This window comes from Paenibacillus glycanilyticus, assembly GCF_023715145.1.
Taxonomy (GTDB): domain Bacteria; phylum Bacillota; class Bacilli; order Paenibacillales; family Paenibacillaceae; genus Pristimantibacillus; species Pristimantibacillus glycanilyticus_A.
Window position 1 is genome coordinate 23,373 of record NZ_JAMBNP010000012.1, and the last position, 14,367, is coordinate 37,739.

At 47.4% G+C, this 14,367-nt stretch carries 12 protein-coding genes; 6 read left to right on the top strand and 6 right to left on the bottom strand.

Translation table 11 applies throughout. The features are described 5' to 3' along the window. Positions 1–129 precede the first annotated feature (129 nt). From M3194_RS25090 to M3194_RS25100, 3 genes are all read left to right on the top strand, one after another. A complete protein-coding gene (locus M3194_RS25090; protein ID WP_251656836.1) occupies positions 130–1,095 on the top strand; it encodes an ABC transporter permease in 966 nt (321 codons plus the stop codon). Between the two features lie 11 nt (positions 1,096–1,106). Continuing rightward, positions 1,107–2,021 (top strand): carbohydrate ABC transporter permease, encoded by a 915-nt coding sequence (locus M3194_RS25095; protein WP_251656837.1) that lies wholly within the window; start codon positions 1,107–1,109, stop codon positions 2,019–2,021. A gap of 73 nt (positions 2,022–2,094) precedes the next feature. Continuing rightward, complete coding sequence (locus M3194_RS25100) at positions 2,095–3,705, top strand: DUF3502 domain-containing protein (protein ID WP_251656838.1); 1,611 nt, start codon at positions 2,095–2,097, stop codon at positions 3,703–3,705. A 50-nt stretch (positions 3,706–3,755) separates the two neighbouring features. Here the strand turns inward: M3194_RS25100 and M3194_RS25105 are convergent, their stop codons facing one another. Next, entirely contained in the window at positions 3,756–4,223 is a 468-nt protein-coding gene (locus M3194_RS25105; RefSeq protein WP_251656839.1) for a GyrI-like domain-containing protein, read from the bottom strand. A gap of 203 nt (positions 4,224–4,426) precedes the next feature. Here M3194_RS25105 and M3194_RS25110 point away from each other — a divergent pair, with 203 nt between their 5' ends. Next, a complete protein-coding gene (locus M3194_RS25110; protein ID WP_251656840.1) occupies positions 4,427–4,849 on the top strand; it encodes a universal stress protein in 423 nt (140 codons plus the stop codon). Positions 4,850–4,905: 56 nt separating this feature from the next. On the opposite strand, the gene M3194_RS25115 is transcribed toward M3194_RS25110, so the two are convergent. Together M3194_RS25115 and M3194_RS25120 are read right to left on the bottom strand one after the other, a co-directional pair. Further along, positions 4,906–5,700, bottom strand: a complete 795-nt coding sequence (locus tag M3194_RS25115) for a Nif3-like dinuclear metal center hexameric protein (protein ID WP_251656841.1) — start codon at positions 5,698–5,700, stop codon at positions 4,906–4,908. A gap of 26 nt (positions 5,701–5,726) precedes the next feature. Next, positions 5,727–6,314: a YdeI/OmpD-associated family protein gene (locus M3194_RS25120; RefSeq protein ID WP_251656842.1), complete on the bottom strand. Its 588-nt coding sequence runs from the start codon at positions 6,312–6,314 to the stop codon at positions 5,727–5,729. Positions 6,315–6,462: 148 nt separating this feature from the next. Between M3194_RS25120 and M3194_RS25125 the strand changes: the two genes are divergently transcribed. Both M3194_RS25125 and M3194_RS25130 read left to right on the top strand, forming a co-directional pair. After that, positions 6,463–6,909 (top strand): GNAT family N-acetyltransferase, encoded by a 447-nt coding sequence (locus M3194_RS25125; RefSeq protein ID WP_251656843.1) that lies wholly within the window; start codon positions 6,463–6,465, stop codon positions 6,907–6,909. Between the two features lie 16 nt (positions 6,910–6,925). Then, entirely contained in the window at positions 6,926–7,444 is a 519-nt protein-coding gene (locus M3194_RS25130; protein WP_251656844.1) for a hypothetical protein, read from the top strand. A gap of 60 nt (positions 7,445–7,504) precedes the next feature. Here the strand turns inward: M3194_RS25130 and M3194_RS25135 are convergent, their stop codons facing one another. The 3 genes from M3194_RS25135 to M3194_RS25145 form a co-directional block, all read right to left on the bottom strand. Then, on the bottom strand, positions 7,505–9,310 hold the full coding sequence (locus M3194_RS25135; RefSeq protein ID WP_251656845.1) for a vWA domain-containing protein: 1,806 nt from the start codon (positions 9,308–9,310) through the stop codon (positions 7,505–7,507). Between the two features lie 6 nt (positions 9,311–9,316). Next, positions 9,317–10,375 carry an AAA family ATPase gene (locus M3194_RS25140; RefSeq protein ID WP_251656846.1) on the bottom strand — a complete coding sequence of 353 codons (1,059 nt, stop codon included), beginning with the start codon at positions 10,373–10,375 and terminating at the stop codon, positions 9,317–9,319. A gap of 189 nt (positions 10,376–10,564) precedes the next feature. Then, complete coding sequence (locus tag M3194_RS25145; protein WP_251656847.1) at positions 10,565–14,050, bottom strand: hypothetical protein; 3,486 nt, start codon at positions 14,048–14,050, stop codon at positions 10,565–10,567. Positions 14,051–14,367 lie beyond the last annotated feature (317 nt).

Below are 14,367 nucleotides of genomic sequence, written 5' to 3' on the forward strand. Positions count from 1 at the left end.
CCATTCATAGGTTTATGCTTACGAAGTATGAATGGTCACAAAAAGGCATGTGACCATTCATAGGTTTATGCTTACGAAGTAAGAATCGCCACAAAAGGCGTGTGCCGATTCTTTTAAGGAGGTAATCAAATGGAAAAAGTTATACAACCAGCGATCCAGAGCAAGACTCGCAGGGAAAGCTCCGGAAGACTGAGACGTTTTTGGAACAACAAGACATTGCTTCTAATGTGTTTGCCAGCAATTGCCTTCTTCATTATCTTTGCTTATCTGCCAATGCCGGGCGTGTATCTGGCGTTCATTCAGTACAATTACGCGGACGGAATATTCAAGAGCCCGTTTGTAGCCTTCGATAACTTCCGATTCCTCGTTATGAACGGAGATCTGTGGCGGCTGACCTTCAATACGGTAGCTTATAACCTGGCGTTTATCGTACTGGGTAACTTATTGCAAATATTCGTCGCGATCCTGCTTAACGAGCTGCGCCGCAAATGGTTCAAGAAGGTCGCGCAAACGCTGATGTTTCTGCCGCACTTCATCTCGGCCGTACTGATCGGTCTGATCGCGTACAACATTCTCAGCTATGATTACGGCTTGCTGAACCATGTGCTAGCATCTATCGGCATGGATCCAGTTAAGGTTTACTCCAATACTCACGTATGGCCTTTCATTATCGTAATAACCTACCTATGGCAGACAACGGGTTATGGCTCTATCGTATACTTCGCTGCCATTATGGGTCTTGATAGCGAGATCATTGAAGCTTCCGAAATCGATGGTGCAAACGCTTTCCAACGGATTATACACATCGTTATTCCATGGCTTAAACCAACGTTCATTATCTTGCTGCTCTTCTCGCTTGGCGGGATCATGAAAGGGAACTTCGGTTTGTTCTACAACTTGGTTGGAGCAAACAATACTGCCCTATATGCGTCGACGGATATTATCGAAACCTATGTATTCCGTTCGCTTATGACGAACTTCAACTTCTCTATCGGTAGTGCAGTAAGCTTATATCAATCGGTATTCGGCTTCGTAATCGTCATAACGGCCAACTGGCTCGTTAAGAAGGCGTCGCCAGAAAACTCGTTATTCTAGGGGGTGCTGTCATGGAAGAAAATATTGCAGAATCCAGAAGCATTCGGACTGATGCGAGCGAGGTCATAGTCAGATGGTTTGGCTATATTGTGATTTCCATCTTTGCGCTTAGCTGTTTGCTGCCGTTCCTTCTTATCTTGGGCACATCGCTCACGACGGAGTCGGCAATCAAGAAGTTCGGCTTTAACTTCTGGCCGAAGGAATTCACAACGTTTGCTTACAAGATCGTATTCGAGAATCCGGATATGATGGTTGGTTCTTATATCGTCACGATTGGCATCACGGTAGTTGGCACAGCGCTTGGCTTATTCCTTGTAGCGATGACCGGTTATGCGCTGCAGCGCCCGGACTTCGGCTACCGGAACAGCATCTCGTTCTTCATCTACTTCACAACGTTGTTCTCTGGCGGTCTTGTTCCTTTCTACCTGCTTGTTACTCAATATTTAAGCTTGAAGGATAGTTATATGGCAGTCCTGCTGCCAGGTCTTCTCAGCCCGTTCCTGATCATCATGATGAAGAGCTTCGTCCGCTCGATCCCGCATGCGATCACCGAATCCGCGAAGATTGACGGTGCTGGAGACTTCACGATATTCATTCGCCTGATTCTTCCGATGACAACGCCGGCACTCGCAACGATTGGTTTGTTCATCGCGCTGGGTTACTGGAATGAATGGTATAACTCGATGCTGTTCCTCTCGCCTAATATGGAATATCGTCCATTGCAGCTGTTCTTATATAACGTTATTACAAGCGCAGACTTCATTCGGAACTCTGCCGCGGCATCTAACGTTGAACTGAGGGATGTGCCGCTTGAATCCATGAAGATGGCTACAGCGGTTGTCGCAACAGGTCCGGTCATTCTGTTCTATCCATTCGTACAACGTTACTTCATTAAAGGTATTACTGTTGGCGCAGTTAAGGGTTAATGTGCCGAAGGCCAAAGAGGCCTCTTCACATAACGGGCAAAGCCCGATATTGAAAAACAAAGGGGAGACGTGCATGTTTAAGAAAAGTTCTGCAATCTTGCTGTCTATTTTGATGGCTTCCAGCTTGGCAGCCTGCTCCGGTAATAACAACAAAGATAATAAACCAGCAGAATCCGCTAAACCAAGCAATGCAGGCACGAACGCAGAAGCATCGACAAACACTGGCGGCGATGCGGCTGTTGATACTTCCAAGTTCGTTAAAATCAGCTATCTCGTACTTGGCAATAAGCCGACAAACGGTCAATTCGAGAAGGTCCTTGCTGAAGTTAACAAAATCATGAAAGAAAAAATCAATGCGGAGCTGGAATGGAAATGGGTTGAATGGGCGGATTGGCAAACCAAATACAACCTTACACTTGCATCCGGCGAATCAACGGACCTGATTACAATCGGTACGGACTGGCTCGATACTTGGGGTAACGCGCAACGCGGCGCCTTTATGAACCTGGATGACCTGCTTCCTAAATATGCGCCTCAAACCTTTAACTCAATCCCTGAAGAAGATTGGGCGGAAAGCAAATACAACGGCAAAATCGTCCTTATCCCTGAAAATGATTATACGCAATGGGTTAACCATGGCTTCTTCTACCGCGGCGACTGGGCCAAAGAAGCAGGTATCACAGAGCCAATCAAGGACTGGGAAGGCATTGGCAAATACCTTCAGTACATTAAAGACAACAAACCTGATGTCATTCCTTGGGACGCTGTTTCCGGGGTAAGCACATTCGGCGGCTTTGATACTTCCTACACGGATAACCTGGAACTGCCGATTTCGACAGGTTACCTGCCGGTATTCACGGCGAAATCGTTTGACGAGAAATATACGATCAACAGCCCTGTCTTCGAAGATACGATGGTGAAATACGCAACCATGATGAAAGAATGGGCGGACAAAGGCTTCTGGCGCGAAGATGTATTGAATAACAAAAACGATACTCGTGCTTCCCTGCGCGCCGGTCTGACGGGCATGGACCAGCATCATACGCAAACGTTTGGCGGTCTCCGCGTTCAAATGGACAAAGACCAACCCGGTTCCGAGCTGCAAATGTTCCCGTTTGCCCGCCAAGGCGGCAACAACCTGCTTGAGCTGTCCATCACTCACGGCGGTACTTCCGTAGGCGCACACAGCAAAAACCCTGAGCGCGCTCTGATGGCTTACGACCTGATCCGCAACGACGAGCAAATTTACCACCTGCTCAACTACGGTATTGAAGGCGTGCAATATGAAGTTAAAGACGGCAAGCGTCAACAGCCGGCAGGCTATGACGAGGCTAAAGACGGCTTCTATGCAGACTTCTGGGGCGGCCGTGTTGACAAGTTCGAAATTCCAAGCGTAACAACATGGGATCAACTCGAAGAAACTCTTTATGCCGAGTATGACAAAATCAAAAAACCTTACCCTTACGGCCAATTCGTATTCGACAAAACGCCAGTTGAAGCTGAGCTGACGGCGATTACGCAAGTAACCGGTGAAATGGGCCCGGCTATTGCATACGGTAAAGCAGGCGACCCTGCCAAAGCGGTTGAAGAATTCCGCAGCAAGCTGAAAACAGCCGGCTATGACAAAGTTCTTGCCGAGCTGCAAAAACAAATGGATGCTTACAAAGCATTGATCGAAGGTTAATCAGCGAAAGCCGGGATTGGACGTAATCGTCTAATCCCGGTTTTTTTATTTCACTTAGCCGGTATAAGAATGTCGATCTGAGAGTCGGTCTGCTCAAGAGAGTAAATATCATTCCAGTATTCAATATCTATGGGCCTCTCGCCATAGGTGTTGTTTATATAGTCATACGTATGGCCAATCTCCGACTCGGCGCCGTGATGGACGATTCTGACAAACCGGCCTGGAGGCAGAATGAACGTCGTCATGTCCGTTGGAATTTCGTCTAATGCGCTTACCTCGAAGCCCACTACATGCTGAAAGGGGGTGTCATGCGTCCATTGGCCTTCCTGGTTATAGATCTGAATGAGGTAGATACCGGCTTCTTTCCGATGCTTGATATCAGCTTTCCGTTCCGCCAGGGTCTCGCGCAGCTTGCCTACTATTCGTGATTCCAGAACATGATTAAGGCTTTCCGTTATCGAGAAGCCAACCAGCTTGATTTCATCTTTTTCAATAAATTCGGCTTGATGAGCAGGCATTATATCACTCCCTAAAATATGGAAATATAACCATGAATAGAATAGCGAATAAATGTTCGCTTGTAAAGGGGGGAATTACAATTCCAACAATTACGTTTACGTTAATGTTATAGGGGAGTATGCTAAATATAGATCCAACGTTTGAAACAGCATGGAAGTGGGTAACAAAAGGTTAGGGAATACATTTGAAGGAGGCACCAATTATGTACAAACACATTCTTATTCCCGTTGACGGTTCGCAGCAGGCAAGCAAAGCTCTTGACCATGCCATCGGCTTGGTGAAGGCTATTGGCCAGGACATACCGCTGTCCGTCATTCATATTACCGGTCGCGTCGCGATGAATGAGGCTTTTGTTTATGTGGATGTGGGAGAGATGCTGGAAAAGGAAGAGAATGAAGTGCTTTCCGCAGCCGCTGGACAACTGAAGACCTCGGGGGTTGCTTACACTCTGCTGAAGGCGGACGGTGACCCTGCCACCTTGATTTGCCGGACGGCCAAGGAGCGAGATTGCGACCTGATTATTATGGGCAGCCGCGGCATTGGGCTGGTCTCGGAAATCTTGCTCGGAAGTGTCAGCCATGGTGTATCCCAGCATTCGCATTGCCCGGTGCTGTTATTGAAATAAAATAATCAATATTTAAAGGCTGCCTGCGGGCAGCCTTTTTGCTGCTGTGTATTCGATTATACGATCCGGAAGATCGGAGCGATCGGAATAAACTCCACCGCCACTTCCGGATATTGCCGTCTCAGCTCTTCGCTCAAAGCCCGCATGCCTGGCTCTTCGCTTTCGGCGTGGCCAAGGGTGAGCAGGGCTTTCGGACGCCCTTGGTACGAAGCGTCCCGAATGTATTCCGGCGTCTCCCATTCCGGTCCTTCGCCAACAATCAGGAGGTCGAGCTCATGCTCGCGCATGAACGGAATGGCCGTGGAGGCGCCTCCCCGATAGCCAACCAATATGCCGGCACGGCGGCATGGAGTGGAGAGATCTCCCGTAATACGGAGGAAAGGCATCCCCAGCTTTTGCTTCGCATGCGCGGCAACCTCGGTAACCGTCAAGGACGGAAGCTCCACAATTGCGGCAATAGGCAGCATTTCTGTTAAATGGGATTCCCATTCCAAAGCAGCGAGCAGGCCCGTCATAATGATATCCGGCTGCTTCCGGTGGCAGTAGTCATGGTAACGGAAGATTGCGATACCGCTCTCCGCGATCAACTTTTGCTTTTGCGCATAAATCGGATCGTTCTCAATCAGTTTTTCTTCATGGCGATGGCTGTAAGAGAGAGGCTCATGAGTAATGAGAAGATTGGCTCCCAACGCAATGGCTTTCTCGATGACTTGCTGAGTTGGCATAAAAGAAACGGCAATTCCTCGTACTTCCGTATCCGGCTGGCCGGCCATCAGAATATCCACGGTATTGCTGATTGGGGGAACCGAAGAGCATAATTTATCTATAACGGTCTGAACGGATAGTGGCATAGGATAGATTCCTTTCTTAGGGGTGCTTATTTGCTGCTTGGATATATTTTCTCGCCTTTTTCCAGCATGTCTATAAATTGCGCAATACGCTTTATCCGCGTTTCCTGTTTCTTCGCATTATGAATGCGGAACAGAATGGCATATCGGTTCTGCTTGTCCAAGGCCTCGAAGAACTGCTGCGCTTTCTCGCTCCGTGCCAGTTCATGGGCAAAATCCTCGGGAACAGTGGCGTTCGACTGCGACTCGTAAGCTTTTTCCCATAATCCGTTTTGCTTGGCCGTTTCAATCGCCTTGAAGCCGCTTGGCTGCATTTTACCGGAAGCAATGAGGACCTCGGCTTTATCTTTATTGATTTGCGACCAGATGCTTTTGGGACCTCTAGGCGAAAATCGCTGCAGCCAGCTTTCTTCGTCATGCGCTTTTTTATGGCTGTCGATCCAGCCGTAGCATAATGCGATATCCAGTGCTTCATGGTACGTAATCGATGGGCGGGAGGCATTCTTTTTGGCAAGCTGCATCCAGATGCCGGTCGACAGATCATATTGCTTGGCAAGCCATTCCTCGAAAGCCGGCGGGTTCGCGAAGAAGAGAATAGGCTGTTCTAATTTACTCATCGTCAAGATCTCCTTTATCCCGTTTCCTTCCACCATTATAGCACCGGCCCATCATCGGTATAAGTCTTGAGTTTACATACATTTCCTTTAGAATGAGATTATCGCCTCTGCGCATAAAGCGGGGAATACGAAAGTAGGGATATTGAGAATGGGCCATGTCAGAGCTATCCGGGAAGAAGAGCTTCAAGAGCTACTGGACTTATATCATTATTTGAATCCGGATGATCCGGAGCTTGAGGCAGCGGACGTACAGGAGCTGTGGAAGCAGATTCAGCAGGACGCGAACATGCATTATCTGGTCGTTGAAGATAACGGCCGCTTGGCTGCGGCCTGCGTTCTCCTGCTTATTCCCAATTTAACAAGAGGAGCAAGGCCGTACGGTTTAATCGAAAATGTGGTTACCCATCCCGACTTCCGCAGGAAAGGTTACGGAACCCGCGTGTTACGGGAAGCTTTGACAATCGCATGGGAGCATCATTGCTATAAAGTTATGCTTCTGACGAGCTCGAGGAAGGAAGGGACGATGGAATTTTACGAGAAGGCGGGATTTGTGCGAGGGATAAAGACGGGATTTATCGCTAAGCCTTCGTCCTGAGGTTAGGAGGGTTAAATTGAAACGCGCTAAACGATTAATGCGAGTGATTGTATATGCCGTACTAATCACCATCGTCGGGGTAGCTGCAGCAGCGGGAATATGGTACCGGCATACGGCTCCGTTAGTGAATGACGGGGTATCGACCATTTCGACTCCTGAGGGAGAGCTCTTGGAATATGTTGTAGATCTGCAAAATCAGGGGTTTCGGAAAATTGATCTCGTCAGCGTAACGATAGGCGGCCCTCCCGATCCGGGTCCCGTTCAGCTTGGCATCACTTATGATTCAGGGCAGATTGTACAGGTGCTGCCTGAGCCAGTTCCGGCTATTGAGTATATGGGAATTCATGATTCTTCCATCTATCCGGCGCTTTCCGATGCGGAGTTCAGGAAGGCCGTTGCGATGAAGACCCATACCCCAATCCATTATGGTATACGTTTCGCCGCGAATCGCGGCCCGATTCATAGCGTTACGGTCAAATACAAATATTTGGGCTTTACCAAAAAGCTGACGATTACAAATTGGTTCGACCATTAGAGAGGATCAGCTGGTAATAAAACAAGAGGGTTGAACCGCCGCGGTTCAACCCTCTTGTTATTACTCAATCCGGAACACCGGGCCCTTCGGATAAAACGGCAAATGTTTGCCTTTTGGCAGCAGGTAGGCATGATCACGCTTTACGCGAAGCCGGTCACAATCGCCGTCGGTGATGATTAAGAGAGGTCCTTTTTTCGGAAAGTCCTCAGCATGCTCCAGCAGATCAATCGCGGGCTGCAGAACGGTGCCTCCGCGCCCCTTTACTTGGACTCTGTCGCTGATGAGATCGGGGGACATGTAACCGGCATCGTAAGGAGCCGCATCGCAATAAATGATGCGAGCCATCGGCACGTCACGCGCCTCGGCGTAGCTTGCAATGGCACCAAGACATTTGGCAAGCAGCTTTTTGTCCATAGAGCCTGAAGTATCGAGTATGACGCCAAAAGTCCGCCCGTCTTCGCTGCTTCCCGCGTCCACCCATTGCGGCCTCGGAATGTCCGGGGTAGAGGACTGCCGCCTGGAAATGCGGGAATAAGTACGCTTCTTCTCGAGTGGAGCGAAATAATGATCAAACCAGCGGGCAAGCTCCACATCCCATTTGATGGGAGGCTGGCCCAAAGCTCTGATCTCCTCCACAAGTCCCGTCGGAAGATAGCCGCGCCCTTGCTCTTCGTGGTAGACGAGTCCTTGCTGCATCGCATTGCGGCAGAAATCATCCAAGCGTTGCCCCTCGCGGGTATCGCGAAAGCCGGGTGACCCATCATCCAAAATATCCCCAAGTCCATTCCCGCGTAGAGTTGCTAACTTGCGATAGACGCGAATATCCGCAACCATTCTGTCATAGATCGATTCCGCGCTAAGTCCCTTTAGCTCCGGATCAAGCATTAATCCCATGCGAGGGTATTCGCCGATCTTCATCTCCACCAGCCACAGATTGATGACATAATCGCAAGCTATATTCCACAGATAATGGTCGCGCCCTTGGCAGCGTTCATGATGCTGAAGGCCGGCATGCAGGAGCTCATGCGCCATCACAAACAACGTTTCATCATCGGTTAACCCGGCAGCCGGATTCATGTAGATGACACGGTCAATGACATTAATGGCAGCAATCGAGATCTCGAGACGCTGACAGATCTGCACATCTTCAATCATTTTAAAGCCGGACGCGAGCGCTCCAAGCAGCGGATAATGGTCGATGAACCAACGCTTCGCTCTTACCGCATCGGTAAGCGAAGCCGAATTCGATGTAAGCGAGTCCAGATGGCCGCCGGCGACACTAACCGCTTTGGTTACAGCGTTCGCAAGACCCTTTGCCAGGTAGCTTTCCCAATCCGGCTCCCGGTCGTAGTAATAGGAAGTAACCTTATGGTCGTAATTCATATCGCAGGCAGAAGGTCCTGCCGTGCCAACGTAATTTAATGCGTGAGGTAGTCCCCGCTCAAGAAAATAGGAGTAAAGCTGCTCCTCATCCCTGAACGGAATTTCAACTCGTGTTTCCATATCGGCGGGTACGGTCCCAATCCTTAGATCTTGGAGAAAGCGGGCAATATAGACATCGCAAGCGGCGTTCCAAAGAATAGGCCTTTCCTTTTTTACCTTGAAATGACCTAGGCCAAGATGAAGAAGGCAATGAGCGAGCACATAGATCCACTCGGCTGTTTCGCCGCGTCTCTTGGGATGAAGATACAGGATTCCGCCAATCGTTACCGTTGCCCAGCCCGTCTCCGGATAAGGGGCGCTTTCCTGGCGCATCATTCGGACCCGTGAGACCAGCGGCGAAAATATGGGATGATCGGAGATAAATTGAATCGCATCATTTGCATTTTTAGTTGCGGGATCTATCGTTTTAGGTTTGCGCGCCATAGCGGATCACCGGTCTTTCATGGCAAGTCTAGGCAGATCCCGCACGATCTCCACCATCAGCCAATCCGGAATGTTAGCTTGCTGATCATGCCTCGCGACAACCATTTGGGCGATCTCGAAAGAAATCTGACTCAGATCTTTAATGAGCTTTTTAGCCGTATGGGCAAACTGACGATGGGACTCGCGGATGTGCTCTTTATTAGAGGGCAGCTCTTTCACAATCTGAGAACGGAAAGCCTGCGCAAGGAAATAGAGGACGTCACGATCCTCCGGGGCATCCGGGAAACCAACTTTGCCTTCCATGATCTGATTAAGCTGATATTTGCTGCTCAAGTTCTTATAGAAGGCTTTGAACTGGACCGCATGCGCGGGAGTGAGAGCACCGTTAGCCAGAATGCCGACGATATCCGTCGTGACCGCCTCCCCGAACTCATGAAGCGCATCCGAGAGCATATGCCAGGAACGAGGTGTCGAGAAGGTCTCTTCGCTTTTTGGAGGAGCGCTCCATAGATGATCGGGTCTGGTCTCCAAGTATTCAATGACGGTCGGATGAATAGAAGCTTCGTAAGCCCAGTTGATCCAGTCTTTGAAGGACACGTTTAACTGAACATGAAACATGCGGTTAATGAGGGCGGAGCTCATCGGCTTGACGATTGCGCTGTCCTGCGCGCGGTTGCCGGCACCTATTACAATGGAGCCCTCAGGCAGATAGTAGTCTCCAATGCGCCGCTCGTGGATCAAACTGTAAAAGGCTTTTTGCACTTCCTGCGAGCAGGCGTTAAGCTCATCGAGAAACAGGCAGTAGGGCTCATCACGGGCAATCATGGCCGGCGGGCAGAACTGGCTTTTGCCGTCTTTAATTTGAGGAACGCCGATAATATCTTCAGGGGCAAGCTGGGAACCGAGGAGGGATACGCATGGAAGACCAACTTGCCTTGCGAATTTCTCGACAAGGGAGGATTTTCCGATACCGGGTGCGCCCCATATGAAGACGGGACGGATAACGGAGACGTTAAGCAAAACATCCATTAACTGCGAGGCAGTTACGGGTGCGGCAATATTCATAGATTATGGTTTACTCCTTGCATCGTAATATTCTATACCGATTATAGCAAAGAGGGTTTGACTGCTTAAGAGAAGAAACGGTTATATTTATATGTTATTTCATCCTCAGGGTCAAAGCAAAAAGAGCACAGCAGGCATACGAATACGTATGCCTGCCGTGCTCCGCAAGATATTCTGAGTTCATTGCGTTTAAGCGGCTTCATGTGAAACACGAGCTGCATCCGTGCCAGAAGCAACGGCGCCATCGATCGAAAACGGTAAGACGATCGTTTTAGTTCCATCGGCTGAAATCACTTTAAGACGATGATCTGTTGTAATAACTTCGGTTGAAGCAACAGCGTTACCACTAGCATCTACAACGGAAATCGTTTGGACACCATTTAGGGATATTAACTCGTCTAGAACATTTCCAACCGTAGTTTCGGCTTTAATGTCAATTGCACTTCCTGAAATGGAGTTAATATGCGTGCTTGTATAGGCCATATCTACAGCTGTGTCAGAGACAATGTTCGGGAAAACGTAGGACTGCGATAAATTTGCCTGTACGGAGCTATCGAACTTGGTACTGCCATTTGCGTCAGGATACACCGTCGCCGTTTGAGTTCTATACTTTTTATTGAACGTTTTAATACCTATATGGCTAAAGTGATAACTTGAAGTACCTCTAACTTGTACGGCACTGCCGATTAACCCGCCTTGTAAAATATTTAGGTTGCTTAAATTAACGTCAGTTCCATTATCAACAACAATCGCAAACCGGTCATTTCTTAATGTGTCTTCATATTTTATTGAACTGTCTTGAATCGTGACATGATCTACATATTTCATGAGTATTCCATAGGCAGGGAATGAACTTGCATTTGAATAGGACGAGGTTCGATAGTTACCTCCGTTTTTCGCTTCAGCTATAACTTCCGTCGTGTTTGATAAAACGGGCTTGGAAGCAGGCTTGGCAGGATTAAAGGACGCCGTAAGATCAAGGTTCTTAATCGTTATATTGCGAACGGGATACGTTTCTCCATCCACAATCGTTCCTACCGAACCAACGTCAACTTGGCCTGCGGATCCGGTGCTTGGAAATCGTTTATATCCTTGGATCACAATGGGGAACGCTCCGTCTCCTCCCGCGTTCTTGGATAAAACAGCCCCATCAACCGTTACGTTTGAAATCGAACCGGGTCTTCTTACTCCAAGAGGCAGCCTTGCGGTTTGAAGACTTCCGTCTTCGTCTAACCCGGCGCCTTCAAAGCGGGGAGACACGCCGAAAGCGATCCCGCCGGATGTGTTTTCCAAATGTATATCGGAAAAGGTTACGTTACTTACGTTTGAACCGTCGTTAACCCAGATGGCTACGCCGGTTTTATTCGCATTTGTTGTTAAAGTTAAATTTCTCGCGGTTATATTCTCCATATCTCCAACCGTTTCCGAACCCAATTGGAACACGTTTCCGCCCGCGATGTCGCCGGCAACGATTTTTTCAATATCGATGTTGGAAACATGTCTAATAAATCCTAAAGAAAAGTCGCTTCCCAATTTTGCTACGTCATTACTGGATTTCAACGTTGTGATGTTATAAGCGGATGCGTCGTTATTTTGCATAAAGTTAAAGGTGTCTCTTTGACGACCGGAGGTAGAGTCAGGCAATAAGATATTCTGAACCCGAATGTTATCGCATCCGGTTGTCAGTACAGAAAACCAGCCGCCTTGTTCGATGGTCAATACATGATCCTCATCCGTTCCGCCGATCACGATATTTTTAGATAGTTTGAACGAAATGGTCTTCGTCCCGCCGCCGGGAACATAAGGATCGCTATAACCCGTATATAAATTCATATTTCCGTAAATTTTGGCGGAGTTGCCGATAATTTTTATATTCTCTACGCGAACGCCCCACATCAGAGCGTCTTCCCAATAGCCATGACCGTCATCCTGCCCCAATGCAAAAGGATAATTTAAAGTGGCTTCTCTTGCATCGATATTGTCTAAAGCTATAAGTTGAGCGTTTTTGTCAAAGTACAAATACACGTTGCTTCTCAAATGGATGCTGTTTGAAGCGAAATTGGAGTCTCCTTTGAAGTAAACCGTTCCGCCGCCATTTTTGCTTGCTGCAACAATGGCCGCATTGATAGCGGCAGCATTATCCGATCCGGTATATTTAATAATGTCGCCAGCGCTGTCCGATACTTTTGCGTCAGCAACGGCACCAAAATCCGTTACGTCATATTTACCTGTATAATAGCTTACCATGTTTGAATTTCCGTCGGATGTTACCAGCTTAAAGTAATAGTTTGTTTCCGGTAATAGGTTCGAGAGTATCGCTTGTTGCGATTTGAAAGCTATTCCTGTTTTCACCCATGTTAAACCTTTGTCTAAACTTGCATAAACACTTGCTTGTTTATTCACTGAATCAGCTTCAAGCACAACGGTTGTTGGGGTAGTATAGGAGACATCAGCAGCTTTTCTGACTAAATCTGTTACATTAGCAGTTACATGGAAGTTTACCGTTCCTGTTTCCGTGTAATCCGTTTCGCGAGGTGTTCCCGAATAAGCCTTGCCGCTGAAAGTTGCACGGAAGGTTCCGCCATGACGCGGCATTTTTTTGTTTTTCAAAACAAGCGTAACATCAACGCCATTGTATGCGCTAAAATCCGTATTCTTTATGGAAACCGTTTTTCCACCGTCCGTTATGGACACTTTTGTCCGTAAGTCCTCATTTGAATTGATATCTCTAACCCAGTTTCTTCCCGAATGGTTATAGTCTTTAGCGGCAGCGATCGCAGCATTGTTTAATGGTACGAAGCCGCGGCCAATTAAATCGAACGTATCAGTAGGGGAAGCGGTTATTCCATCCGGCAAATGAAAGGTTAACGTTCCGTATAAATATTTTCTTTCCGGAGTGGTTCTATTGATGGAGTATTCTAATATTACATCTTGAGTTTGATCTGCTGTATATTGCTGCAGGTTTGTTTTTAGAGTTGATAGCTGGATTGTAAACGTTTTGGATGTTCCATTCTCAGCAACTACGGTTAATCTATCATCGTTCACGATTTCATCAGACAATCTTTTTTCGTTTCCCGAACGGTCTGTAACCGAATAATGTTGAATCGAATGGTCCGTGGAATCAATTTCAGCAAGCAATTGTTCAACATGATATTGAGGCAGCATATAAATAGAGCTGTTTGCGTTGTCGATGCTTGATAGGTGAATGGCGTTATTTAGCATTATAAGATTAGTATTAGAAGAATTTGCCGGTTTAAAAGCAGCTTTCTTTAAAGAGATTTTAGAATGATTGATTTGCAGCCTGTAAGATTTAGCGTTATTAACGGCAGGCAAATGAGTTATCGCGTAGGCTATTCCATCTGTGCCTTTTATTGCACTGATTTTTGCATTAGACAAATCCAGTTTATCCGTTCCGTCAAGGATAGAAATATAAGGCGGAACACTTCCGCTTGTAATATTCAATGGATCTACTGTTGAAGATGTCCTAAATGAAAAGGTGTCCGACACTCTTGCGTTAGACGAAAATCCCAATGGGGTGATTTTCTTAGATTGCCCATGATTATCCTGCTCCAAGCTGTCGCTAAGCTGCGGATCAGATGCAGCCCATGCACCGTAAGCCAGACTAAACAACATGATTAGAGCAACAATAGCGGATATAAGCCATTTTCTTCTCAACTTTACTCACTCTTCTTTCTATGTTATTTGAAATAATCGATTTGAAGCCAGTAATAGAATAGTTTAGTTTTGTTCGACGATTGTTAATTAATGCCCTTCTCATCAATAATTGAGCACAAACGCCTAGTTCATATTTTTCAAGAGAGTAATTTGTAGTGCTCCTATGGTATCTCATGATCACGTAGCGAGCTTAGTAATCGAAGGTGGGATAAGCGAAGGTTCATTATAATGAGATTGTTGACGAGGTAGTCGTGCGGGATGGACTTCACGGGAATTGTGAAAAAGGATTCAAGCTGCTTCCTATCCCGGATTGAAGT